Annotated in this window: 25 protein-coding genes and 1 pseudogene; 10 read left to right on the forward strand and 16 right to left on the reverse strand. The window is 64.7% G+C overall.

All coding sequences use genetic code 11. From position 1 onward, the window contains the following. Window positions 1-83: 83 nt before the first annotated feature. The 6 genes from NA8_RS35800 to NA8_RS22920 form a co-directional block, all read right to left on the reverse strand. Window positions 84-455, reverse strand: coding sequence for a YbaB/EbfC family nucleoid-associated protein (locus NA8_RS35800; protein ID WP_169810547.1), 372 nt, complete (start codon window positions 453-455; stop codon window positions 84-86). Window positions 456-497: 42 nt separating this feature from the next. Then, the gene (locus tag NA8_RS33965; RefSeq protein WP_157106856.1) at window positions 498-728 is read right to left on the reverse strand and encodes a DUF7683 domain-containing protein; all 231 of its coding nucleotides are present in this window, start codon (window positions 726-728) and stop codon (window positions 498-500) included. 53 nt (window positions 729-781) lie between these two features. After that, a complete protein-coding gene (locus tag NA8_RS22905; protein ID WP_063052406.1) occupies window positions 782-1,021 on the reverse strand; it encodes a DUF7683 domain-containing protein in 240 nt (79 codons plus the stop codon). Window positions 1,022-1,024: 3 nt separating this feature from the next. After that, window positions 1,025-2,239 carry a colicin E3/pyocin S6 family cytotoxin gene (locus NA8_RS34730; RefSeq protein WP_218019494.1) on the reverse strand — a complete coding sequence of 405 codons (1,215 nt, stop codon included), beginning with the start codon at window positions 2,237-2,239 and terminating at the stop codon, window positions 1,025-1,027. Continuing rightward, a complete protein-coding gene (locus NA8_RS35805; protein WP_063052408.1) occupies window positions 2,239-2,526 on the reverse strand; it encodes a WXG100 family type VII secretion target in 288 nt (95 codons plus the stop codon). Before NA8_RS35805 ends, NA8_RS34730 begins: the two co-directional genes overlap by 1 nt. Window positions 2,527-2,606: 80 nt before the next feature. Then, a complete protein-coding gene (locus NA8_RS22920; RefSeq protein WP_157106857.1) occupies window positions 2,607-2,834 on the reverse strand; it encodes a WXG100 family type VII secretion target in 228 nt (75 codons plus the stop codon). A gap of 269 nt (window positions 2,835-3,103) precedes the next feature. On the opposite strand from NA8_RS22920, the gene NA8_RS34735 reads away from it, so the two are divergent. The 3 genes and pseudogenes from NA8_RS34735 (at window position 3,104) to NA8_RS22935 (ending at window position 5,829) form a co-directional block, all read left to right on the forward strand. Then, entirely contained in the window at window positions 3,104-3,364 is a 261-nt protein-coding gene (locus NA8_RS34735) for a hypothetical protein (protein ID WP_245663955.1), read from the forward strand. Next, window positions 3,364-4,431, forward strand: a complete 1,068-nt coding sequence (locus NA8_RS22930) for an IS3 family transposase (RefSeq protein WP_245663958.1) — start codon at window positions 3,364-3,366, stop codon at window positions 4,429-4,431. Before NA8_RS34735 ends, NA8_RS22930 begins: the two co-directional genes overlap by 1 nt. An 86-nt stretch (window positions 4,432-4,517) precedes the next feature. Further along, window positions 4,518-5,829 (forward strand): annotated as a pseudogene (locus tag NA8_RS22935) (IS256 family transposase). 3 nt (window positions 5,830-5,832) lie between these two features. On the opposite strand, the gene NA8_RS22940 reads toward NA8_RS22935, so the two are convergent. Together NA8_RS22940 and NA8_RS22945 are read right to left on the reverse strand one after the other, a co-directional pair. After that, window positions 5,833-6,147, reverse strand: coding sequence for a DUF2185 domain-containing protein (locus tag NA8_RS22940; RefSeq protein WP_063052410.1), 315 nt, complete (start codon window positions 6,145-6,147; stop codon window positions 5,833-5,835). Next, window positions 6,110-7,147, reverse strand: a complete 1,038-nt coding sequence (locus tag NA8_RS22945; protein ID WP_063052411.1) for a hypothetical protein — start codon at window positions 7,145-7,147, stop codon at window positions 6,110-6,112. The genes NA8_RS22940 and NA8_RS22945 overlap by 38 nt, the downstream gene beginning before the upstream one ends. A 576-nt stretch (window positions 7,148-7,723) precedes the next feature. Between NA8_RS22945 and NA8_RS22950 the strand changes: the two genes are divergently transcribed. Further along, window positions 7,724-8,158, forward strand: coding sequence for an NUDIX hydrolase (locus NA8_RS22950; RefSeq protein ID WP_063052412.1), 435 nt, complete (start codon window positions 7,724-7,726; stop codon window positions 8,156-8,158). A gap of 573 nt (window positions 8,159-8,731) precedes the next feature. On the opposite strand, the gene NA8_RS22955 is transcribed toward NA8_RS22950, so the two are convergent. The 7 genes from NA8_RS22955 to NA8_RS22985 all read right to left on the reverse strand — a co-directional run bounded on the left by NA8_RS22955 (window position 8,732) and on the right by NA8_RS22985 (window position 15,812). Further along, entirely contained in the window at window positions 8,732-9,043 is a 312-nt protein-coding gene (locus NA8_RS22955; protein WP_063052413.1) for a hypothetical protein, read from the reverse strand. After that, window positions 9,044-10,423, reverse strand: coding sequence for a hypothetical protein (locus tag NA8_RS22960; protein WP_245663956.1), 1,380 nt, complete (start codon window positions 10,421-10,423; stop codon window positions 9,044-9,046). Window positions 10,424-10,428: 5 nt separating this feature from the next. Continuing rightward, the gene (locus NA8_RS22965; RefSeq protein WP_063052414.1) at window positions 10,429-10,728 is read right to left on the reverse strand and encodes a WXG100 family type VII secretion target; all 300 of its coding nucleotides are present in this window, start codon (window positions 10,726-10,728) and stop codon (window positions 10,429-10,431) included. Beyond that, window positions 10,725-11,060, reverse strand: coding sequence for a WXG100 family type VII secretion target (locus NA8_RS22970; RefSeq protein WP_063052415.1), 336 nt, complete (start codon window positions 11,058-11,060; stop codon window positions 10,725-10,727). The genes NA8_RS22965 and NA8_RS22970 overlap by 4 nt, the downstream gene beginning before the upstream one ends. 301 nt (window positions 11,061-11,361) lie before the next feature. Then, window positions 11,362-12,267: an aromatic prenyltransferase gene (locus tag NA8_RS22975; protein WP_218019495.1), complete on the reverse strand. Its 906-nt coding sequence runs from the start codon at window positions 12,265-12,267 to the stop codon at window positions 11,362-11,364. A gap of 276 nt (window positions 12,268-12,543) precedes the next feature. After that, on the reverse strand, window positions 12,544-14,694 hold the full coding sequence (locus NA8_RS22980; protein ID WP_157106859.1) for a nuclease-related domain-containing protein: 2,151 nt from the start codon (window positions 14,692-14,694) through the stop codon (window positions 12,544-12,546). A gap of 92 nt (window positions 14,695-14,786) precedes the next feature. Further along, a complete protein-coding gene (locus NA8_RS22985; RefSeq protein WP_063052417.1) occupies window positions 14,787-15,812 on the reverse strand; it encodes a hypothetical protein in 1,026 nt (341 codons plus the stop codon). A gap of 56 nt (window positions 15,813-15,868) precedes the next feature. On the opposite strand from NA8_RS22985, the gene NA8_RS22990 reads away from it, so the two are divergent. Continuing rightward, on the forward strand, window positions 15,869-16,312 hold the full coding sequence (locus tag NA8_RS22990) for a MarR family winged helix-turn-helix transcriptional regulator (protein ID WP_063052418.1): 444 nt from the start codon (window positions 15,869-15,871) through the stop codon (window positions 16,310-16,312). A gap of 73 nt (window positions 16,313-16,385) precedes the next feature. Here NA8_RS22990 and NA8_RS22995 read toward each other — a convergent pair whose 3' ends face one another. Further along, window positions 16,386-17,027 (reverse strand): TetR/AcrR family transcriptional regulator, encoded by a 642-nt coding sequence (locus NA8_RS22995; protein ID WP_063052419.1) that lies wholly within the window; start codon window positions 17,025-17,027, stop codon window positions 16,386-16,388. A 62-nt stretch (window positions 17,028-17,089) separates the two neighbouring features. Between NA8_RS22995 and NA8_RS23000 the strand changes: the two genes are divergently transcribed. The 5 genes from NA8_RS23000 (at window position 17,090) to NA8_RS23020 (ending at window position 24,367) form a co-directional block, all read left to right on the forward strand. Further along, window positions 17,090-18,619 carry a flavin-containing monooxygenase gene (locus NA8_RS23000; RefSeq protein WP_063052420.1) on the forward strand — a complete coding sequence of 510 codons (1,530 nt, stop codon included), beginning with the start codon at window positions 17,090-17,092 and terminating at the stop codon, window positions 18,617-18,619. After that, entirely contained in the window at window positions 18,616-19,446 is an 831-nt protein-coding gene (locus tag NA8_RS23005; protein WP_063052421.1) for an SDR family NAD(P)-dependent oxidoreductase, read from the forward strand. Before NA8_RS23000 ends, NA8_RS23005 begins: the two co-directional genes overlap by 4 nt. 22 nt (window positions 19,447-19,468) lie before the next feature. Then, window positions 19,469-20,386, forward strand: a complete 918-nt coding sequence (locus NA8_RS23010) for an alpha/beta hydrolase (protein WP_063052422.1) — start codon at window positions 19,469-19,471, stop codon at window positions 20,384-20,386. A gap of 118 nt (window positions 20,387-20,504) precedes the next feature. After that, a complete protein-coding gene (locus NA8_RS23015) occupies window positions 20,505-22,298 on the forward strand; it encodes an AMP-dependent synthetase/ligase (protein ID WP_063052423.1) in 1,794 nt (597 codons plus the stop codon). Window positions 22,299-22,528: 230 nt separating this feature from the next. Further along, window positions 22,529-24,367, forward strand: coding sequence for a molybdopterin-dependent oxidoreductase (locus NA8_RS23020; protein ID WP_063052424.1), 1,839 nt, complete (start codon window positions 22,529-22,531; stop codon window positions 24,365-24,367). Window positions 24,368-24,426 lie beyond the last annotated feature (59 nt).

A 24,426-nucleotide genomic window follows, 5' to 3' on the forward strand; every position in this document is an offset into this window, starting at 1 on the left:
GCAAACCCTCCCGAAGTCAGCGTCTCAGCGCTTCCCGGGCTTCGACGGTTCCTGGCTTGCTGTTGTACGAATGTGACGGCGGATCAAGGTCGGCTTCCGGGCGGAGCGTGGTCGCCCAAAGTCTGACGAAGAAATTCCATCGCGGCAGCTGCCTCGGGAGCCTCTCTGTACGGACGTGACGTGGCCTCTGCCTGCCGCTGCGCATCCGATTGTGCGCGCTGGATGGTCTCTAGTAGCACTCGCGCGAGCTGGGCTTCGCCGAGCCGGAGCGCCTGAGATGTGAGCCGCAGATCGGTTACCTTGCCGTGCGCGTCCACAGTGACGCCCAACTCACCGTTACGGGAACCGGAGTGGACCGCTATCTGCGCGAGGGCCTGCCGCAAGTCGCGATTCTTACGCCGCCATTCCGCTACAGCACGACGCTGTTCTTCGTTCCATCGGGCCAAGTAATCCACGAAGACTCCTGAAGGTCGGATTGCTCGAGTGCACTGACTGGGCTACTCGCGGTGAAAGCCGACCTGGTAGTCGCATGCGTCGTCTATCGTGAACGGTTCGCTAATATATTGAGCGAGTTCGCCTACCTGTCCGCGGGAAAGGTCGCAGCCATATATCTCGGTATCTTCATCGATATTCAGCAACTGCTTCAGGTCTTCGAGATCGATCGCGCGAAGCGGATACTCGCCAACCAGGAACCCGAACTGGATGTCATAGGCTTCTAGATAGTTCAATCGTCCTCCAAAGTTTTCGTGGCTGATTCTGTGACCCCAGCGGCCCCGGCTCCTCAGTCGGCGTGAAATCCCACGAAATACAACCGGGATTCATCAATACGAAACGACTCTCCGATGAACCTCGCCAACTCGGCCATTTCCGCCGGCTGGACCGGATGCTCGGCCGCCTCGATCGGATACGCGCTGTCATCGAAATCAAGTATTTCCTTCAGCGTTGGAGCATCCATTCCTTTCAACGGATAATCTTGGATGAACTCCTGCGATTCTTTTTCATACTCCTCGAGGTACCACATTCTCTACCGTCCTGGTTTGCGTGCGGGGTCAGGCGGTTTCGTCTGCGCCCCGGTGTCGGGATCGTACTCCCCTAGATGTTTACCATTCTTGCTGTACTTCTCAACTGCACCGTGCTGGTAGTCCCACTCGTACGTATTGCCATCGGGATCTTTCCATCGCTTCCGCCACCTCGGCGCCTGCGGCGGTATCTTCTTCGCGTTGGGAAATCCTGGCAACCCACCTTTTGGTGGTGGGACGTAGTTATGACTTTCTCCACCTGCATGCGTGCTGGCGTTGAACTGGGTCGGGTTGGCATCGAGAAGGGGCTGCAGTTCGGTAGCCACTCCGATGACTGCCGCACCCGCCGCGACGGTCACACCGGTGGCCAGGGCGGCGGCTGCGTCGAACGCGATCAGTACGGTGACGATGGCAGCGCCAGCGGAGCTGCCTGCCGCGGCTGTCGTCCCTACTGCGCCTGTACCCGCTGTGAAGATGCCGACCAGCACCCCGGCAATGATTCCGACGCCGAGCGCGCCCGCGAGGATGGCAAGGATTTTCTGGTGCGCGTCCTCGATCCGCTGCGCCCAGTCGCCACATGCGCTGGCCAGACTCTCGTATTGCGTAGCGACCGTCTCGACGCTCGTGAACACTGCGTCCATCTGAGCAAGCGCCTGTGGCAATTCATCTGAGGCGATCTCCTCCAGGTTCAGCCACGCCTGCCCGGTTCCATCGCTGGCGTTGCGTAACCCTTTGGCCGCGTCTCTCCACGCTTTTCCGAGTCTCCTCAGCTTGTCGGGGTTTCCGTTCGGCCAGGTGTGCCCCTGCAGCCAGCTGCTGACCAGTTCCCACCCGAACGGTGGGTCGGTGTCACCGCCGAATGCGCCCTTGAATGTCGGTGCCGTCGTAGTTTCGAGGACTGCGGGCGATGGGTCCGGCGTCTCAGGAGGCGTCTTGTTGAGCTTTTCGGTATTGACATGGTTGACAGCGGTGAACGCGAGCAGGTCATGGAGCTTGCCGAATGCGTTGACGATATTTGTTCCGGCTGCCACGGCGTTGAATGCGGCCGGGTCGTAACTGCTGGCCCAGGTGCGGCCCGCGCTGTCGCTGCCCGCACAGCCCCAATCTTTGTCCAGTGCCCCAGCGAGCGTTCGCATGACACCGTCGGCGTCGTTACGGGCCGCTTCGTACAGTGACGCTGCGCTGTACAGGACGCTTGGATCCATGGTGATGGGCGCCATCAGGGCCACATTCCCCGGTTGTGAGCAACATTGGCCAGGTATCGGTCCCGGGCGGAGCGGGCGGCGTCTTCGAGTTCCGTGAGAGCCGTCTTCATGTCATTCATCTCGCGGTGCCAGGTGTCATGTTTCGATCGGTGCGCCTCCGCCGCCTTGCCTTCCCATTCGATGTGCAGCGCGGCGACTTCGCGCTCGACATCGGCGATACGTTGCTCGATCTGCTCGCCGATTCGTCGAGCCTTCTCGACTAGGGCCAGAATCCGGTCGGTGTCGGCAGTGTAAGCGGACATCACTGATTGCCCAGATTGAACTGAACGTACGTAAGGTCGCCGGCGTTGCTGGTATCGGTCTTCACGTACCTGTCAGCGGCCTAATGTATCAACGCCGCATCCTCGCTGAGAGCGGCAGCAACCTTCCGTGCCGAATCCACCCACTCAGTCCACAGCGCGGCGTGCGAATCGGCCGCCTCGCCGGTCCAATCGGCGGACATCAGAGCGTCGGCCTCCTTGCGCAACGCCTCGACGTCGTCCCAGAACTCGTTCGCCCTCGCCGATATCCGGTCGGCTGCGGCATGCATCTGTTCGGGATTGCTATGCACCTTGCGACGCTACCACGGAGTCGAGGGAGAACAGCGAAGGGAATTTCGAAGCAGGAGTGAGCCTTCCGCAGTCGATGGAGAGATACCAGTGGATCTCGCCATCAGACTCCTCGCGCTCTGGTGGCCTGTCCCCGGTGAATGAGACCACCTGATCCGGCCCCCAGAGGGGAGACCACCCTTGAGAGAGTTGAGGCAGACTGACCGCCAGGAGGTCATGATGCCGAAATCATATCCGCAGTCCGTGCGCCGGCAGGTGTGTGCGCGACTGCGTGCCGGGGAACGAGTCGCCGAGATCGCCACTGAGACAGTGGATTTCCGCCGCGACTCTGTTCAAGTGGAAAGCACAGGCGTTGGTTGATGCGGGAGTCCGTGAGGGCGTGCCGAGCGTTGAGGCCGACGAGTTGGCCTCAACGCATCGCCGGATTGCCCAGTTGGAGGCCGAGCTGAAACTCACCCGGGATGCGTGTGAATTGTTCGACGAGCAGGTGGTGATCTCCCCAAAAGGAAATATGCGATCGTCGAAAGACTGATCGCGCGTGGGCATTCGGGCCGAGCAGCCTGCCGTATCACCGAATTAAACCGGGCCACCTTTCATCGCTTGCGCAAGCCAGCGGTATCGATTCGGTTCCTGCGGCGAACGATCGTGGCCGACGAGATCGGCAAGATTCACCTGCGTTCTCGCGGAACATACGGGCGGCGGCGAATTCAGGCCGCATTGCTAAGCGAGTGCGACATGGTGGTTAATCATAAGCTGATCCACTCGATCATGGGTGAGTTGCAGCTCTCGGGTCTGCCGCTCCAGAAGGGACGGAAACCGAACCTGCTGGGTGTTCATACGCCATCAGACCTGGTGAACCGCGTGTTCGTCGCGAACCAGCCGAACGAACTCTGGTGCACGGACATCACCGAGCACCCCACTCGTGATGGGAAAGTCTATTGCTGCGCGATTCTCGATTGCTTCAGCAAGAAGGTTGTCGGGAGGTCGTTTTCGATAGTCCCGGACACGGCGTTGGTCAACAACGCGGTGAATATGGCTGTCCGGGAACGGAAAAGATCCCACGGCGCTATACTACATGTCGACCACGGCACTCAGTTCACATCCTGGTCGTTCGGAGAAAATCTCCGCCGACACAGTCTGATTCCCTCGTTCGGAACCGTGTGCGACTGCTTCGACAACGCCGCCATCGAAGCGTTCTGGGGACGAATGCAAACCGAGTTACTGAACACCAGGAAGTGGCCTACAAACCTGGAGCTGACCATAGCCATGGCCGACTGGATCGATAATTTTACAACGCCGAACGCCTCCACAGCTATCTCGGCCACGTCAGCCCCGACGAGTATGAGATGCTGTGGCACGCCACCCAACCAGAGTCTCAACTCTCGTAAGAGCGGCTCGCTCTCCGGGGGCCGGATCAGGTGGTCGCATTCACTGGGGACGGCTCACTTGCCCGAGCATGCCAGGAGAGTGATAGCCACCGAAGGACTTGAGATCATTCGTCAACTGCCAGTTCGCGACTTTCTCCTGGTCGCGAACCTTCTCGATGAAGCCGAGGTAGACACCTTCCACGGCCGAGAAATGATCAGGACCTGTGGATGACGGGAAGGACGCACCTTCCCGAATGATCTATCAGTCCGAAGTCTTGATCATGCCGGCGCGCCAACGCCGGTCGGGAAGGTACGTCCGTGCTTACGGTAGTTCAGAACATCTCCTCCGGCGACGAGCAGGCCGGGTCGGCTCGGTCACTGCTTGATGAGATCGTCCGCGACGGCGCCCGCCAGATGCTCGCCGCCGCGTTGCGGGCTGAGGTTGCTGCCTATGTGGCCCGGTTCGCCGACCAGCTCGACGAGAACGGTCACCGTCTGGTGGTCCGCAACGGCTACCACGCCGAGCGGGAAGTCCTCACCGCGGCGGGCGCGGTGCGGGTCACAGCGCCCCGGGTGAACGACAAGCGGGTGAATCCGGAAACCGATGCCCGGCAGCGGTTTTTCTCCGCGATCCTGCCCGCCTCGGCGCGGAAATCGCCGCAGGTCACCGAAGTGCTGCCGCTGCTGTATCTGCACGGGCTGTCCACCGGCGATTTCGGTCCGGCCCTGGAGCAATTCCTGGGTTCCGGTGCCGGGTTGTCGGCGGCGTCGATCACCCGGCTCACCGCGTCGTGGCAGGACGAGGCGAAAGCCTTCGCTGCCCGCGACCTGTCGGGCACCGACTACGTCTACCTGTGGGTCGATGGCATCCACACCAAAAGCGCCTGGAGCAGGAGAAGTTGTGCCTGCTGGTGATGATCGGCGTCCGGACCGACGGCCGCAAGGAACTGGTCGCGATCAGCGACGGCTACCGCGAGTCCACCGAATCGTGGGCCGATCTGCTGCGCGGCTGCCGCCGCCGCGGCCTGACCGCCCCGGTGCTGGCTGTCGGTGACGGCGCACTCGGATTCTGGCGGGCGTTGCGGGAGGTGTTCCCCGAAACACGGGAGCAACGCTGCTGGTTTCACAGATCGGCGAATGTTCCTTCCGCACTACCGAAATCGGCGCATCCCGGCGCGGTCGCGGCGATGAAGGAATCTACAACGCCGAGGACATCGACCGCGCGCAGCTGGCGGTGAAGGCGCTCGAAATCGATTACGGCGCAAAGTATCCCAAAGCGGTCAAGAAGATCACCGACGATCTCGACGTGCTGCTCGAATTCTACAGGTATCCGGCCCAGCATTGGATCCACCTGCGCACCACCAACCCGATCGAGTCGACCTTCGCCTCGGTGCGGTTACGGACGAAAGTCACCAAGGGGCCGGGTTCCCGCGCCGCGGGAATCGCCATGGCCTACAAGTTGATCGAGTCCGCCCAAACTCGCTGGCGCAAGGTCAACGCCCCCGAGTTGGTCGTGCTCGTCCGAAACGGCGCCCTGTTCCACAAGGGAAAGCTGCTCGAACGACCCCGCGAGATCATTCCACCGCCCTCCACCGACCCCGCCGACACCACCAGAACGGAGGTCGCCTGAAACTCACTCACGCGCAGGCATGAATTCGCCGTCCACGCGTTCAAACGCAGACCCCGGAGGATGGTTGAACAATGGCTCCAATGCCGCTTCAGCGCCGATAAGCTCACGCAACGGGGTAAGCACCGTGTTATCCGCCTCGTCGAGGTACTCCTGCGCCCCGTCCCCGGCGAAGACTCGCCAGCCGCTGTCCCGCTCTCGATCCGCATCCTCCCGGTACAGCCGTCCGACAGGCGCACCATCGCGCACCACCCGCGCGGTCACGATCGCCAACGTCGCGAGATCACCGAACCACAGCTGTTCGAGACGCCGCTGCTGCACGAATGATCTCCGGAGCACCGAGCTGCACCCGCACCCGCAGCACCGTGCCATCCGCCGCGACATCGCGGTACACCGGAAACGCGCCGTCACCCCAACTGATAAAGCAGCCGGTCATCCGCGCACCACCGACGTCGATCGACCCCGACTCGGTCGATGAACTGCGCATCTGCCCAAGCACTCGAAAATGGTCGTCGTGCGGACGCAGATCGACCGCGAAGCGCAACCCTTCCGCCCGCAGCGACTCCAGCTCCCCGTAGCGCGCCCGCAGCTCGTCCAAGGTGAGGTCGGTCCAGGTGAATTCGCTGTCCACGGTGGCCGGTGCGGGCGCGATACGGTCGGCGACGATATTCGCATCACGGCCCCAGAACGCGAGATCGCAGAGACCGTCGATCGGATCGTCGTTGCGCCAGCTATTCAACGCGGCGGCGTCGGCGAACAGCAGACGCGCTTCGTCGACCAGCACATACCCGCACTCGACCGACTCGACCGGGGTTCCCTCAGCGCATTCCACCCACACCGACCGCCACTTGCCCTGGTCCGGCCCTTCCGGATCCATCCGTTCACCCAGCACCCGCAATGGACCGGCAGGCACACCTCGCACCGCCACGCCCCAACAGCCCTGGAACGGAACCTCGACCCCACCTGGCAGGACGTCGAGCAGATTCAACACCCGCTGATAATGCGGCATCCGCGGCACCTGACGGACGGTCGCGTTGAGCCCAGCGTGCTCGACCGCATCGACAAAAGAATGTCCGTCCGGCACGTCGAACGCGTACCTGCCCTTGACTACGGCAAGGTCCAACCGTGCGGCTACGGCATCGGCGTCCGGGCCGACGATTTCGAAGTCCGCCGCAGCGTTGGCCAGCGCCACGATGTCGGGCGGCGCGATCGCCTCATCCAACAGCGGCGGCTGATCACCGGACCACATCCTGAGTAGTCCGAAGTCGATGAGCAACAGATCACCCGACGGGAACGAAGCGGTACCCAGCAGCTCCAGCATTGCGCCATCTTGCCAGCCGCATCGATCCATGGTCTCAACATGGCCGGCATCCCGACGCCGATCACGCCACCCGATCCAGCGAACAGCATTCAGCGCTCACGAGCTCGCGCGACCACCAGCTGGTCAGGGCCACAACTCACACAGATCGCCCCACCAGCAGCGGCGGGCCTGGCGGGTCGCCTGACACTCACCCAATCCACAGGTCTTGACAATTCCCCTCCACGGCCTCGCCATTTCCGACAGCGGACTTATCAACAACATCGCTCACGAAGCGCTGTTCCTGGCACCTCAACCAGATCGGCGACAGCTTCTTACAGCCTTCGGACATGCCTGCTATGACGCGATCTTTTGGTGCGTCCCTACGGATGTTCCTCTAGTGGATGATGGCAATCGGGTCTTAGATAAAACTCTCCGTTGGCGGCTTCACGACGAAGTGGGTAGGATCCTCAGTTCACTCGGATCCGACGATCATGAAGGGCTCCCGAGCCGAGAGACTCTCGCTCGCAAGCAGTCCCGCTGCAAGTCTGCTTAAATCATCTTCGATCCGCGACATCACGCACACAACTCAGGAACATCATGACTCGTATCATCGACAAGCTCGCCTGGATCCAAATCGTTGACGGGCGCATCCTGAGCACCCGGACGCGAGGTAAAGACACCTACTACATTCCGGGCGGGAAGCGGGAAGCAGGGGAGTCCGATTGGGAGGCGCTTCGCCGAGAGATCGAAGAAGAACTCTCGGTCGAACTGATCGGGTCCACCGTGAAGCCGGCTGGTGTCTACGAAGCGCAGGCGCACGGCCAGACCGAAGGCATTGTGGTGCGAATGACCTGTTACACAGCGGAGTACGAGGGCGAGCTTACGCCAGCCAGCGAAATTGAGGAGCTCGTGTGGCTGGATCACTCTGGTCGTGAGCTCTCCTCTCCCGTTGACAAGATCATCTTCGATGCGCTGCACGATCAAGGCCTCCTGAAGTCTGCTATCTCGGATGCCTCCGGTTCGCCCGCCTGACCCCAATTATCTCCGGTACGTCGGAGAGCATCGCCTACCGTTTCCATCTGCTGTCTTTGCGCGGTTCCACTTCACCGCTTCATCCGCAGGTGATCAGGTGGGAGCTCTGTTGGCCTCCGTGTCCTCAGTGTCCGTTCTCGGCCCTCACCAGGCCAAAAGAACTCTAAAACCACGTGGTCGTATTCACGGGGGACGGCTCAACTCCGCTACCGACGCCTTGTCGGAAGAACAATTCGCCGCGGTCACCGGGCTCTTGCAACTGCTTCGTACAGCCGAGCCGAACCCATAGCAGTCGGCATCGGAGCATGGACGACTACCTCCCGAAGGACGACGGCGGTGAATCGAGAAGGGGTGTCGCTGAACCAGCAGGTAGCAAACACGCCTTTCCTCTCTCCCGCGACTGTCGAGTCGCACCGTCGCCATGTTCGGCGTGCCGACGGAGCGTCATCGAGCGGGCATGGCCGCGGAGATCGTGGCCATACCGGCCGTTCTACCGGGCAACCGTATGCGCGAATTCGCCGCCGCGCGCCGCGCGCGGGACCGGCTACAGCAGTGGCGGAAACGTGCACGAATTCAGTCTCCACTGAACCAAAGATACCCATTCCTACGGATAGCGGTTTCGGCAGCATCGCGCAATACGACGAGCATCTGCGCTTCTTTGTCGTTGCTCGGCGACAGATTCGCCAGTTCGTCCAGGAGTATGGCCAGTTGGGTCGTGTTGAACATTGTGTCCGCGTGCGCGTGAAGACCCCGAAGTATCGAGCCTGCCGGAACATTCTCTCGATACTTGACCAGCGTGTCTTCCGCGTCTCCATATACCAGTTCGATCCGCTCGTGGATTCGATTTTGAATAATTATGTCGATTCCCAATTCAACTCCTGGCATCTACGGGATCGGATACATGGTGATAATGCCGCCGAATCGGTCGGTAATGATTTTGTATCGGCTGGTGGCGTGGCCGCCCAACTGCTCCGACACGCTGCCGATGACTTCACCGGCGTCGACCTCGCGTTCGAAGTTGCCGTCGTGGTTGGGTCCTCGTGCCGGTGAGCTTTCGGCTGCCTCGGCCAATTCGTCGAGGTCCTCGCCGGTGATCGTGTCGGGCCAGGTGCCCTTCGAAGGATTATAGTTGGGAGCGCCTTTGACATGCTTGCCGAGGATGTATTTTTCAACTTCATCGGTCATACCGGGGGCCGGGTTGCCCGGAGCCGGCGGCAAGTTCTCGAACTTGTCCTCATCATCGATGTAGACCTTCATGGCGATGATGGCAGCGAGTTTGAGCGCGATATCGGTGAGGCTGGGGACTTTGTCGAACGCAGTGACGGTGAAGGCTGCGGCACCCGCCACCGCGGAGGCAGTGCCGATTATTTTGATGAGTTTGCTGGCGTCGTAGGTGCTTTTGAGCACTCTGGCGGTGTTGCCCGCGATCGCTACGACGCCGACACCGGCGGCGACGTCGCTGAGTGCGGCGGTGATCCAGGACGCGGCGACGCCGATGACGACAGTGGTTCCGGCTGCTATCAAAGCGTTGGTGACCGCGTCCCGGAATTTGTCGCGGGTTTCGGAGGTGGCGGTGCTGTACTCCGCGACAGGTGTGGCGAGGTTGAGGGACGCGGAGGCAAGCTGGGTGGCGCCGCCGTTGAGGGTGGTGAGGTGACCGAGGAGGGGGTCGAGGCCTTTTTTGTCCTGGATGTCGCTGAAGAGATTGCTGATCTCGGTGATCCGGGATGCGGCACCGGTGATGGTCTTATGTTCGGCGAAAGTCTTCCAGGTCGATGCGGCCATGGCGAGCTTGTCTTTGTTGCCGTTGGGCAGCTTGCTTCCGAACTCTTCCTGGACCTTCCCGACCAGGGCGTCGTAGAAGCCCGGGACACTGCCCTCTCCCTCGGTGACACCGTCGCCGTTGTTGCCGACCGAAGTCGGGATGGTCACCTTGTACTCCGACATCGCCGTCACGGCGGGCCGGTCGGGCATCGGGTTGGACTTGTTGGCCAGTGCCCAGTTGTACCCGGCGGCGTAGAGCATGTTGCCGAAGTTGGTGAGGGCGTCGGCCAGGTTCGTGCAGGTCTGCATCGTTTCCCGGGCGACGCGGTCGTAGGTGCTCCCCCATTGTTCGCAGCCCGCGGTGTTCCCGGCCATGCCCGCGCATTCACCCTTGACCACGTCGTGGACCGGTTTGTCGGCGGCACGGAGGTCGGTTGCCAGGGCGTGGCATTTCTTGCCGGCGTCGTAGTAGGTCTGCCAGTCGATTACCAGTACACCCATGTGTCTTACCCCTGGGAGAACATCTTGTAGTTCGTGTCGTGGGCCGTGGTGTAGCGCGCATGGGACGCCCTCGCCGCGTCGCTGACATCCTTCACACCTTCGACGAACTCCCGTGCCCCGGCGATCCATTGAGTGTGGGCATCGGCATACGCCTGGGCCGCAACCCCTTCCCACCCAGTACCGGCCAGGGTCGCGACCCGGTGATCGATCTCATCGAGATGCTCGCCGACGAACCCGGCCAGACCCGACAGACGAACCACGATCTCATCGAGATGGTCCAGGTCGACCGAAAACCGAGTGTTCATGGCAGATCCAAACTCGAAGTGCTCAGGGCAGCGTTGCTTTCATCGCGTGCTCGATAGGTTTCCGCAGTGACGCCGAGCTTTTCCGCCATACCAGTCAGAGCGGTCATGATTCTGGCGCCGCCATCGCGGACCTCGGTCCAGCCCTCGGAGAATTCGTTGGCCGCGTCCCCGGACCAGCCGCCATCGGTCAGCGAAGCGACCTCCTGCGCGGTGGAGTCCAACGCCGCGCGCAGCGCCTCCGCCAACTCGTAGACGTACTTGCCGACCTCGCGCACCTTCTCGGGCACCACCGCGAGGTTCTGGCCAGAGCCTGGTGTCCCCCCATCACTCATGTGCGAATCCTAACCGATACGCGCTTGGGTACCGGTAGAGCGAGGTGGGAGATCTTGGTCGGTTGGCGAGTATGGATTCCGGCGCCGGGGACGGCAGTGGAAGCATCGGCCGACCCGAGCGCACAGTCACCGCCGCTCTGATTGCTGTCGCGCCCGCCCTCACAGTCTGGCGTCGGGTACCGCATCAACAAGAACCCACGGTCCCCTACTCGGGATATGGAGCCAATCCGCTTGCGACGCGGACAAGGTGACGCTCCACGGGCAAGTCATCCGAAGACGATGCGACGCCTTATCGACAGTCCTATGAATCGGACGTCTTCATCCTGTCCAATATCCTGGGCTGCCATTGGTAGAACCAACTGAACTTATAGGACTCCCCATCGGGCGATGAGGTTGCGGCATAGGTGAATCGACGGTCGGTCGTACGGAACGGGACTTTGTCGACGAGTTGCTCGAAGCGCGGATCGATCCGAACCGGTAGCGTTGTCGGATCCGGTGTTATCACCGGGAAACAGAGACGCTCGATCCGGGGCGATTCCCAGCTGATCGTGGCGTAGATATCGAATGCTTTCTCGGTGAGCGAGAGAAATTCATCGCTCGGGTCCGGGAGTCCGGCATCCCGGTGCAGCGACACGATGGCGCGTGGTTCGAAGCACTCGGCCGGCAGTCCGGGGAAGTACACGTTCATCGTCTTGTCGTGGTAGTCGATGCCGAGCAAGCCGACTTTATCCTCCAAGCCGTGACGTGCGAACATGCCGACGTGGTCGGCAAGACCGGGCGGCATGGACGGTAGTTCGGCGAGCTCCGACACCTTCTGCATGCCATCGGCAGGGAAGAACGGCCAGATTTTCTTGAAGCCGCCGACTACACCGATGTCGATCCCGTAGCTGTGGATGGGGCACCGTTCCCGGACCTGGTCCAGCAGTACGCCGACCGGATGATCGGTCTCGGAAATGAGTTCGTTGGAAAGGGCGATGTCGTAAGGGTCGATGCCGCTCGGCAGCGTCAAGAAGCGGTAGTCGAGGTCTCCCGAGCGGCGGGCGTCGGTGACCACTCGGAGGGAGATCACGGAACCCGTGAGCATCGCGCCGTACGCGGTCAGAGTGGGCCGGACAGCTTCTGGAGTGCAGGGCACGTTCCATAGCCGCGCGGATTCCTCGATGGCCGTGTAAAGATCTTCCAGCTCTGATTCGGTAGTGGTGAACACGCGTCCTTCCTGAGATCGGTGCTACGAGCAACATCACGGTTCCGCCAATTCCATTCAACCAGAATGAAACTCAGAGCCGGGTGCCATGTGTGGGAATGCAGGCACCGCATCCTTACCAGGATCACGCGGTTGAGGAACGGAGGTAGCGGGGTGAGGGCATGACCTAGATGCGGGCAACAAGCGGACCGCCCGCCGCAGCAGTTCCGCCGCCCGGCCCGGCTGCGCCGTCGCGGTGAGCTCGGCGGCGCGAGTGTCATGGTGATCCCGCCTGCGTCGTCAGCACTTCGGCGTGCGCGGAGTGCACAAAGGCAGCAGGTTCATGCGGGCCGGGGTTTCCGTGACGGGCGGCGGCGGGGGAACCGCCTCGGTGGTGAGCACAGGAGCTCGGGGAGGTTGCACAGCGCCGCCGGTGGGCGTCGAGCAGGAGGCGGCCAGTATCCAGATCGTGCCGATGACCAGCACGATCAGCGCCACCGCGCCGATCTGTTGCGAGCGGTGGCCGCGTGACTTCGATTTCTCGGAGGTGCGACCGGGGATCCGCGCGGACAGGGCGGTTATCTGCTCGCGAACCGGGACCCGTGGACGGCGCTCGAGCACAGCCGTCGGCGTGGGTCGGCGCAGTGGCTCGGGTGCGGGGGTGGGCGTTGACCATGATGTGGGCCGGCTCGGCGGAGGCGCCTGCACCGGACGTGGGCGCCGGGGCCGGTCGGCGACGGGCTCGATCCACGACGACCAGTTGTCCGTGAAGGACGACGGTGCGGGCGCCGATCGCGCGTCAGGAGCGAATTCCTCATCGTCGGGCGGGAACTCGGAGTCGGTTCGTTCCATCGTGTTGGACTCGGCAGTGGCGGGCCGTGTCGACGGCCCGAATCCGGTGGTGAAACGTCCCGGCGCATCGGCGTACGGCTCGGCGAGTTCCTCCCGCGCGGGCTTCGCCGCGAGTCGGCCTTCGAACCGAGGCGGCTGCGCGTGCTCGTCCGAAAGCACATTGGAATCGAGCGGCGGCGCATCCGAAAGAGACGATGCGGACCGGTGATCGTCTTTCCGAGCGTACAGATCGGCATGAGTTGTCGGGTCCGACGGCGCGGGATGCGATTCGGGCTCCGGCGCGAGGTATTCCGGCGCGAAGGGATCCACTTGGGCGGATTGCGCCTGCGCAGCTATGGGGACAGGTGCCTGCGGGGAATGCGACTCTGACGCGGTCACCTTCTGGCTGCCGCCTGGCACATCCATGTACTCGAGTGACTGCCGAGCCGTCGACGACGCCCCTTGGGCTCGCTGTGCGCTTTCGGCACTGGCCCGCGTCGACGGCACGAACTCCGAGCTCTCGCGCTCCTCGACATCCTGGGCGGGGCGCGCCTGCGCGGCCACGGTTCCCGAGGCGTCGGTCTGCTCCAGCGCAGGCATCGCGGACTGCGACGCAGGCGACTGATCTGCCTCCGGGACTTGCTGATAGACCTCATCTGCCTCGTCACCGTTTTCGGTGGTTCGCGTCGAGCCGGATTCGCTGAGTCGCGCAGTATCCGGATCGACGGCGTGCGGCTCGGGCACGGCATCAACCTGTGGCGCGTTCGAACCAGCCGACACGTCGTCGGTGTCGGAATCTTCGCTGGACGTCCTACCCTCGAGCTCAGGAGTCTTCCGCGTGACGCTCTCCAGCGCCGCCAGCGTCCCGGCCCGCAACTTCTGCTCCGGCGGGAAGCCGTCCGCCGCCAAGTCGTCGACGGTGACTTGGTCGCCCAGATTCAAGTCGGTGAGCAGGGCGTGCGTGCGTTCGGCGGTCCAGATGAGCTTGCGGCTCGCGGTGCGGTGGAACCAGGCGCGCAGGTCGGCCTGCCCGGCTCCGAGCACCACTGCGCACCCGCGCCTGCGTGACTCGATGTTCAGCGTGAGGTTCGAGTCCTTCGGCGGCACCACGACGATCAGGCCGTCGACGAAGGCTTCCGCGTTGTGCTTGCGCACCAGTGCCTTCAAGTTGAAGACGTTGTTCGTCACCTGGTCGAACGGGCTGCTGTCGCGGTCGCGCACGTGGATCGGGTCGCCCGCGTAGCCGGACAGCCGCCAGCGGCCGTTGGCCTGCACCGACAGGACACCGCTCGTCGCCTCCGGGACGGTGCCCTTGACCTCGACGACGACCGCGGCTCTGGGGGTGATCACCACCAGATCGGCTTCTTGCGTTTCGTCTCTGCGCTCGCGGTCGGGTAGGTAACACCCCGAGATCGCGAGTCCCACAATGACGTACTGGCCGGTCCAACTCCGCATCCAGTCGAGCACGCGCTGTTCGGATCGCGGCGCCGTCGTTCGTTCATTGATGACCAACATCGGCGGCCTCCATCGCCGTCCCACACCATCGACCACCCAACGGTATGCGCCGGGCCTTCCGGCACAAAATCGAAAGGCACTGGAACAGCACGGTATTGGCAGCACAAGGGCATGCGGACTGCGGCGTGTGGGCAGCACCACACTCGTGGGCCGTCCGCCGATCTACTCAGGCGCCGATCTACTCGGGCGGCACACGTTCAGACCCCGACCGCCTCTTCGATCTCTTCCTCAGCCGCGCGTTCCGTGACGGGCACCGCCTCCGTGCGGGCCGACGTGCGGAGCCTGCGCTCGTAGCCGCCCGCCACCAGGACCAGTCCCGCGCCGGCCGCCAGCCACAGCACCAAGCTCAACACCCGGTTACCGAACCCCGCACCGCCGTCGAAGTACAGCAGGGTGCGCGCGCCCTCGACGAAACCCGCTCCATTCCAGAAGGAATGCAGCGCGCCGAAGAAATCGTTCTGCAGCCACGGTCCGTACACGCCGCCCGATGTCGTGAAGTTGAGCATCACGAAAAGCACCATCATCGTCAGCGTGGTCCAGCGCCGTAAGAAGGTGTGCAACCCGATGCCCACCGCGAGAATCCCTGCTGAATACAGCCATGACATCGCCCAGACGGCGGCGTAGTCGTGGTCGACCACATGGAAGACCGGCCCGGCGACACCGAGGCCGATAACGCTCACCGCCAGCGATGTGACCAGGCCCAGCAGTGCGCGCAGGCCCATGCTCAGTCCCGCCCCGGCCGCGCCGATCGCCGCGACGCTGCCGTAGGAGCCGATGCTCAATGCCACCAGCAGGAAGAACAGGCCCTGCGCGGTCGGATCGCCGGTACCCGGCGGAGCGATATCGGTGACCTCGACCGGCGCCCCTTGCTGGGCGGCGATTCGGCCGAAGACAGCCTCGGCCGCCATCGCGGTGGTGTCGGAACCGGCTTTCGCGACCAGCGCTTCGTGCGATTCCGGCACATAGGCACCGGCCAGCGTCCGCTCGCGCAACTGCCCTACCGCCTCGACGCGGCCGGGCAGGGTGACAACCTCGAGTGCGTCTCCAGCGCGGTCCTTCAGTGTCTGCGCCAGCACCTTGACCTGCGGCGTATCACCCACGATGGCCACCTTCAGGTGATTGGGCTCGGGCTGGTGGAACGCGCCCAGATACGCCAGTGCCATGCCGAGGCACATCAGCAGTGGGGTGAGCAGATGCGCGGCGACATGTCGAAGTTGATGCATGCGAAGACTTCCCAGAAGGTTGGTAAATACAACTATCGTAGTTGTACTATACAACCATGCGGCAGACTTCAGCATCCCCCACTCGCTCGACCGCGATCCGAACGATCCAGCGCGAACTCACCGCATTCGCCCGCCGGGCCCGCGGCCGGGCCGCCGAGCTACATCCGGAACTGCCGCTGGTGGCGTCGAGCATTCTGGACCTGGTCATCGAGCGTGAGGGCTGCCTGGCCACAGAACTGGCCGGACACTTCCTGCTGGACAAATCCACGGTGAGCCGACAGGTGGCGGCGCTGGAACGGCTCGGTTATCTCACCCGGGAGGTCGATCCAGCCAACCGCCGCAACCACATCCTGCGCGCTACCCCCGCTGGGCAGCGAATCGCACGGGAGGCCGAACAGCGCCGCCGGGAGGCGTTCGCCGAACGGTTCCGCGACTGGGACGACGAGGACCTCGCCGAGCTCGCCGGGTACCTGGTCCGCTACAACGCGGCGGACGACTGATCGTCATACCACCGACGCAGCAGCGGCCGTGGACCGAACGGGCCGAGATCCGGCAAACGCGAGCAAGACCTCCTCACCCTCGCAGCGCCGAAGCCAGAGCCGGATCCACCGAGAACGCTATGGCGATCAACGATTCGACCAGCAGGTCGATCAACTCGGCACGGGAGATGGGTTCGGAGCGCAGCCAGGTGAGCGTGGACTCCTCGACGAACGCGATCCACCCGCGCATGGCGAGCATGAGGCGGGGGTGGTCGGACTCGGAGACGGGCACCGGCGTTTCGGCGAGGATGATGCCGATGATGGCGTCGCGGGTCTGGTCGACCAGCGGAGCCAGCTCGGGGCTGACGCTGGTGGGCCCGCGCAGAAGCGCGAGGTAGGACGTGCGGTTCTCGGTGACGTACTCGATGTAGCGCTCGATGGAGTCGCGCAGCATCTCGAACAGACCGAGCGAGCGGTCCGGGATTACGCGCTCGAGCAGTTCGGCGTTGGCGTGTCGCACGATCGCCAGCTGGAAATCCTGCTTGGTCGGGAAGTAGTGGAACAGCAGCCCGCGGGAGATGCCGGCCTGGGCGGCGATCTCGCTGACGGAGATGTCGTCGATGGAACGCTCGCCGAGCATCTTGGCGCCCAGGGTGATCAGCTGCTCGCGGCGCTCGTCGGGGCTGAGCCGCGTGCGCTTGGGGGCATCTCCCTGAGTTCTGGTCACCCGGGACATCCTACTGAACGGAAGTCAATACACTGTTGACTCGTGCTCAATAGCACCGTAGGCTCGATTACATGAGTCGCAAGGTTACAGACAAAGCTGTCGCCGGCCGACCCACGCGCCACGCCAGGACGATCATCATCGGCAGCGGGTTCGCGGGTCTGGGTCTGGCCATCCGGCTGACCCAGCAGGGTCGCAACGACTTTCTCGTGCTCGAACGCGGCAGCGATGTCGGCGGCACCTGGCGCGACAACACCTACCCCGGCGCGGCCTGCGACGTTCCTTCGCACCTGTACTCGTACTCGTTCGCGCTGAACCCGGACTGGTCGCGGTCGTTCTCCAAGCAGGGCGAGATCCAGCAGTACATCCAGGACGTGTCCGAGCGCTACGACGTGCGCGACAAGCACATCTTCGACTGCGACGTGACCAGCGCCCGCTGGAACACCGAGACCGCGGTGTGGGAGATCGAGTCGAGCAAGGGCAGCTTCACGGCCGATACGGTGGTCTCGGCGGTCGGCGCGCTGTGTGAGCCCGCGCTGCCGGACATCAAAGGCATCAACGAGTTCGAAGGCGAGATCTTCCACTCCGCCCGCTGGAATCACGACGCCGATCTCACCGGTAAGCGGGTCGCCATCATCGGCACCGGCGCCTCGGCCATCCAGATCGTGCCCGCCATCGCTCCGAAGGTCGGCCACCTGGATGTCTACCAGCGCACCGCGCCCTGGCTGCTGCCGCGCCTGGACCGCCCGTACACGAAGGCCGAGCGACTCGCCTTCAAGCACGTGCCGGGCCTGCAGCGACTATCCCGCGCGGCCATCTACGCCGCGCGCGAGACCCAGGTGGTCGGCCTGGCCAAGCTTCCGGCCCTGATGCAGCTGTTCGAGGCGATCGCGAAGGCGAAACTGCGCTACGAGATTCGTGATCCGCAGTTGCGCGCCAAGGTCACGCCGAACTTCCGGATCGGCTGCAAGCGCATGCTGATCTCCAACGACTACTACCCCGCGCTGACGCGCCCCGACGTCGACGTGGTCACCGACGGCATCGCCGAGGTGCGCGCGAACTCGATCGTCACCGAGGACGGCACCGAGCGCGAGATCGACGCGCTGATCGTGGCGACCGGCTTCCACGTCACCGACTCGCCGACCTACGAGACGATCTTCGGCCGCGACGGGCGCACGCTGTCGGAGGTGTTCGACGAGATCGGCCAGCAGGGCTACAAGGGCTGCACGATCGCGAACTTCCCCAATATGTTCTTCCTGCTCGGCCCGAACGTCGGCCTCGGGCACACCTCGATGGTGTACATGATCGAATCGCAGATCAACTACGTTGCCGACGCGCTGGCTACCATCGACCGCCTCGACCTGCGTACCGTGGAAGTGCGCCGCGACGTGCAGGATGCCTACAACAAGGACTTGCAGGCGAAGCTGGCAGGCAGTGTCTGGCTGACCGGCGGGTGCTCGAGCTGGTACCTGGACAAGCACGGCAACAACACCACGTTGTGGCCGGACTTCACCTTCGAATTCCGTCGCCTGACCAAGACATTCGACGTGTCGGCGTACGACATCTCCATTTCCCGAACCGATGTGAAAGCAGTGGCATCGTGAGCAATGACGCTTACTTCAAGAACAAGGTCTGTGTGATCACCGGAGCGGGCTCCGGGATCGGCCGTGCGCTGGCGGAGAACCTGGCCCGGCGCGGCGCCCATCTGGCGCTGTCGGATATCGACGTCGACGGCCTCGCCGAGACCACGCGCCGCTGCGAGCAGCTCGGCGCGCGGGTCAAGTCCGACCGGCTGAACGTGGTCGAACGCGAAGCGGTGATCCTCTACGCCGACGCGGTGAAAGCGCACTTCGGCACCGTGCACCAGGTCTACAACAACGCGGGCATCGCCCACCACGGCGAGATCATCCGCTCGGAGTACAAGGACTTCGAGCGCGTGATGGACGTCGACTTCTGGGGCGTCGTCAACGGCACCAAGGCGTTCCTGCCGATGGTGATCGAGTCCGGCGACGGCCACATCGTCAACGTGTCCAGCCTCTTCGGACTCATCGCGATCCCCGGCCAGAGCGCCTACAACGCGGCGAAGTTCGCGGTGCGCGGTTTCACCGAGTCGCTGCGCCAGGAGATGCTGGTGGCCCGGCATCCGGTCAAGGTCACCTGCGTGCATCCCGGCGGCATCAAGACCGCGGTCGCGCGCAACGCCACCTACGCCGAGGGCATCGACAGCAAGTCGGCCGCCTCGATGTTCGACAAGAAGCTGGCCATCCACACCCCCGAGATGGCGGCGCAGACCATCACCGAGGGCGTGCGCAAAGGACACGGCCGCGTGCTGATCGGCTGGGAGGCCAAGCTGCTGGATCTGTTCGTCCGGGTGACCGCCTCGGGCTACCAGCGGATCGCGGCCAACGTCGAACGCCGTTTCCTGCCCTGAGCCGGGATTCGAGGAACGACGAATGCGCGACATCGACCTTCCGCTGCCCCTGGCCCGAGCGGTACTGAATCCGATCTTCCGAGTGACGCTGAACAAGCGATTGCCGTTCACGATGCAGCGCAGGCTGCTCGACGTGAGTTCGCGGGCGCAGTTGTTGCCCGCCGGCGCCGTCGTGCAGCCCCTGCGCCTGGGCGGCAGGCCCGCCGAGCGGATCGGCTTCGCGGACACCTCCGAGCACGGCGCGGTCCTCTACCTGCACGGAGGCGGATACGCGGTCGGCTCGCCTGCGACACACCGCTCGCTGGCGGCCCGGCTGGCGCGCGACACCGGCTGCGCGGTCTACGTGCTGGACTACCGGCTGGCGCCGGAGCACCCCTTCCCCGCGGCACTCGAGGACGCCGAAGCGGCGTTCCTGGAACTCGTGGCGAGTTCGGGCCTGCGGCCGGATCAGATCGCCGTCTCCGGTGATTCCGCGGGCGGCGGACTGTCGCTCGCGCTCGCGCAGCGCCTGATCGCCCGGCACGGGCAGACCCCCGCCGCGCTCGGCTTGATCGCCCCCTGGGCCGACCCCAACGAGATCCCGGAGCGGGAACGCGATCTGGTGATCAACAAGCCCTGGTCCCGAGCCTGCGCGGCCGCCTACCTGGGCGACGGCGACGGGGCCGACCCGGCCTACGCCCCGCTGACCGGTGAACTGCGCGGCCTGCCGCCCACCTATGTGCAGGTGGACGTCAGCGAGTTGCTGCACCGCCAGTGCGTCGCGCTGGTCGCCGCCCTGCGCGATGCGGGCGTACACGTCCGCTTCACCGAGAGCAAGGGCTTGTGGCACGTCGCTCAGCTGCAGGCCGCGCTGGCCGGGCCGGCGGCGGCCGCGCTGCGCGAACTCGCGGAGTTCCTGCGCGAAGCCATTCAACCAGCGGACCTGCGCGAACTAGGATGAAACCCGAGCGGGTCCCCAGCCTGCGGTGATGTACGGAGGCGATTCCGGTGGTCGACCTCACGGCCTTGGCGCGCGTGTCGTAGATTACTGGCGAGTAAACCCACGTGGAAGGGCACTGATGCGAGAGTTCGAAGTCCCGGCTTCCTACACCATTCCGGATGACGCGAACAATTCCGACAACGTCTTCCGCCACGCTGAGCAGTCACCGAACACGGTGCTGTTCAACGTGCCGAACGGCAGTGGCGGCTGGCGGGATGTCACCGCCGCGGAGTTCGCGAAAACCGTCACCGGGGTGGCGAAAGGCCTGATCGCTTCGGGGCTCGAACTCGGCGATCGCGTCGCCATCATGGCCCCCACCCGCTACGAGTGGGCCGTCCTCGATTTCGCCATCTGGGCCGCGGGCGGCTGCACCGTCGCGATCTACGACAGTTCCGCCGCCGAGCAGGCCAAGTGGATCCTGCAGGACTCGGCGACCAAGCTGCTGATCCTGGACAGCGACAAGCACCGCAAGGTGATCGACGAGATCGAATCCGGGTCGCTGCCGGACCTGCGGGAGACCCTGCAGATCGACAAGGGCGCGCTGGACGAGCTGACCCTACGCGGCGCCGAGCTGGACGACCAGGCCGTGCACGAGCGGCGCGCCCAGGTCGGCGCACAGTCGCCCGCCACCCTGATCTACACCTCGGGCACCACGGGCCGCCCCAAGGGCGTCATGCTGACCCACGCGAACCTGTACGCGGAGTCCAAGTCCGACCGGATCGCGCTGAACAAGTACGTCACCGAGGGCAAGAAGACCCTCATGTTCCTGCCGCTGGCGCACGTCTTCGCCCGTGCCGTCGCGCTGGCCGCGTTCGACGCGAAGGTGATCGTCGCGCACACCGCCGACTGGTCCACCCTGGTCGAGCAGTTCGGCAGCTACCAGCCGCACTTCATCCTCTCGGTGCCGCGGGTGTTCGAGAAGGTGTTCAACAGCGCCAAGCAGAAGGCGCACGACGGCGGCAAGGGCAAGATCTTCGACGCCGCCGCCGACACCGCGATCGCGTGGAGCGAGGCGCTCGACAACGGCGGACCGGGCATCGCGCTGAAGCTGAAGCACGCGCTGTTCGACAAACTGGTCTACAGCAAGCTGCGCGCGGCCCTCGGCGGCCATTGCGAGGCGGCCGTCTCCGGCGGCGGTCCGCTCGGCGCGCGGCTGGGTCACTTCTTCCGCGGCGTCGGCGTGACCATCTATGAGGGCTACGGTCTCACCGAGACCACCGCGGCCATCGCGGTGAACACCCCGGAACACATCCGGGTCGGCTCGGTCGGCCGCCCGATCGAGGGTCACGCCGCGAAGATCGCCGAGGACGGCGAGTTGCTGCTGCGCGGCTCGGTCGTGTTCAGCGGCTACTGGGGCAACGCGGAGGCCACCGAGGACGCCTTCGACGACGGCTGGTTCAAGACCGGTGACCTCGGCGCCATCGACGGCGACGGCTTCGTCACCATCACCGGCCGCAAGAAGGAGATCATCGTCACCGCCGGTGGCAAGAACGTCTCCCCCGCGCTGCTGGAGGACTCGCTGCGGGCGCACCCGCTGATCAGCCAGGTGATGGTGGTCGGCGACGGCCAGCCGTTCATCGGCGCGCTGATCACGCTGGACCCGGAGTCGCTGCCCGGCTGGAAGGAACGCAACAACCTGCCCGCCGACACCCCGATCGAGAAGCTGATCGAGAACCCGGATCTGATCGCCGAGGTGGACGCGGCGGTGGCCGAGACCAACAAGAAGGTCTCGCACGCCGAGCAGATCAAGAAGATCCGTCTGCTGACCATCGACTGGACCCAGGAGACCGGCGAGCTCACCCCGAAGATGTCGCTCAAGCGCGCGGTCGTGATGAAGCAGCACGCCGACGACGTGGCGAGCATCTACAACTGAGCTGATCGCTGCGAGGCGCTGTCCGCTGTTCGCGGACAGCGCCTTTCGCGTATCCCGGCTCGTCCACGACTACCAGCGCCCGGCCACCCCACCGGACCACGCGCCGCAAGCGCGACCGAATGCGCCGCGAGCGAGATCGGCCGGGCCGGAGTTGTCGGCGATCGAACATCGACGACGGTGGCCGACCGGGTCAGCGGTTGCGGCGGCCCACCCGCAGTAGTCTCGATGCCATGGCCGATCTGCGACTGCGCCTGCCGGCCGGGATGGTCTCGGCGGGCCTGACGCTGGGCGTGGCCGAACTCCTCGCGACTGTCGTCGACCCCGGCAGCGCGCCGCTGCACGTCCTCGGATCGGCCGTGGTCGACCACACGCCCGACGGAGTGCGGGAATGGGCCATCACGACCTTCGCCACCAACGACAAGGCCGCGCTGTTCCTGATCATGGGCGTGATCACCGTGCTGGTCGCCGGACTGGCCGGTGCGATCGAACGGACCGGCCGGGCCGCCGGTTCGTGGTTGTTCGTGGTGTTCGGGGTGGTCACGGCATGGGTGGCGATGACGCGTACCGGTCTGTCCGGCGCGTTGCCGACGGTCGTCGGCGTTGCCGCGGGTATCTACGCGTTGCGCGCGCTGACCCGTCGCATCGATGCGGCCGTCGAGAAGTCCTCTGGCGACAGCCGGACCGGCGCGACGCTGCCGACCGGCGATTCCGAGGCGCCGACCGCGACCGATGGGTCGGCGTTTACCACGGGCCGCGGAAATCGGTGGAGCTCCGGACCTGCGTCCGATGTCGGCGAGACGTCCGACGCCGCAGCCCAGGCCGGCGCGGGCACCGGTTCGCCCCGGGATGTGCCGGGAACTCCTGCGAGCACGAAAGCTCTTGACGCACAACAGCACAAAGCAAATCCGGCTGGAGTGACAAACGCGACCGCACCGGTAGAGGGGGCATCGAGCGCTACCGGGTCGTCCTCGCCGGTGGCCGACACCAAACGGTCCCGCGCTGCGGAGCGCAGGCAAGTCTTGCGGGGACTTCTGGTGGTCGGCGGATCAGCCGTGGTCACCGGGGTCGGCGGTCGCGTGCTCGGTGCTCGCCGCAGCGACGTATCCGGCGAGCGCGCCGCGGTGCGGCTGCCGGAGCCCTCCGCCCCTGCCGAGCCGGTCGCGCCCGGCGTCGATCTCCGCGTACCCGGGCTCACGCCCTATCTGACCCCGAACGACGACTTCTACCGGATCGACACCGCGTTGATCGTGCCGCAGGTGTCCAAGGACAGCTGGTCGCTGCGCATCCACGGCATGGTCGAGCGCGAGATCCGGCTCGACTGGGCGGATCTGGCGAATCGTCCGGTGGAGGAACACCTGGTCACGCTGACCTGCGTGTCGAATCCGATCGGCGGCGACCTGATCGGCAACGCGCGCTGGCTCGGCTACCGCGTGGATCGGCTGCTGGCCGAGGCGGGCCCGCACCCCGACGCGGACATGGTGCTCTCGCGCAGCGCCGACGGCTGGACCGCGGGCACTCCGCTGGCGGTGCTCACCGACGGACGCGACGCCCTGCTCGCGATCGGCATGAACGGCGAACCCCTTCCGGTGCAGCACGGTTATCCCGCCCGGTTGGTCGTGCCCGGGCTCTACGGCTACGTCTCGGCCACCAAGTGGGTGACCGAATTGGAAGTCACCCGCTTCGACCGCGCCACCGCGTATTGGACGCGCCGCGGCTGGTCGGCACTCGGCCCGATCAAGACCGGCACCCGCATCGACACCCCCCGCGCCCGCGGCCGCCTCCAGTCCGGCCGCGTCCCCATCGCCGGTGTCGCGTGGGCCCAGCACCGCGGCATCCGCGCGGTGGAAGTCCAGATCGACAACGGTCCCTGGCAGCAGGCCCGCCTTTCCGAAGAGCAGTCCATCGACACCTGGCGCCAGTGGGTCTTCGACTGGGACGCCACCTCCGGCCCGCACACCGTCCGCGCCCGTGCCACCGACGGCTCCGGCGAAACCCAAACCGCCGACCGCCGCGACGTGATCCCCGACGGCGCCACCGGATACCCCTCCGTCACCCTCAACGTAGGTTGACTTGTCTTTCGGACGGGCGCGAAAAGCAGGCGCTTGGTGGAAGTGGTGAACGGCGAAGC

The sequence above is a fragment of the Nocardia arthritidis NBRC 100137 genome, from assembly GCF_001612765.1.
In the GTDB taxonomy this organism is placed as follows: Bacteria; Actinomycetota; Actinomycetes; order Mycobacteriales; family Mycobacteriaceae; genus Nocardia; species Nocardia arthritidis.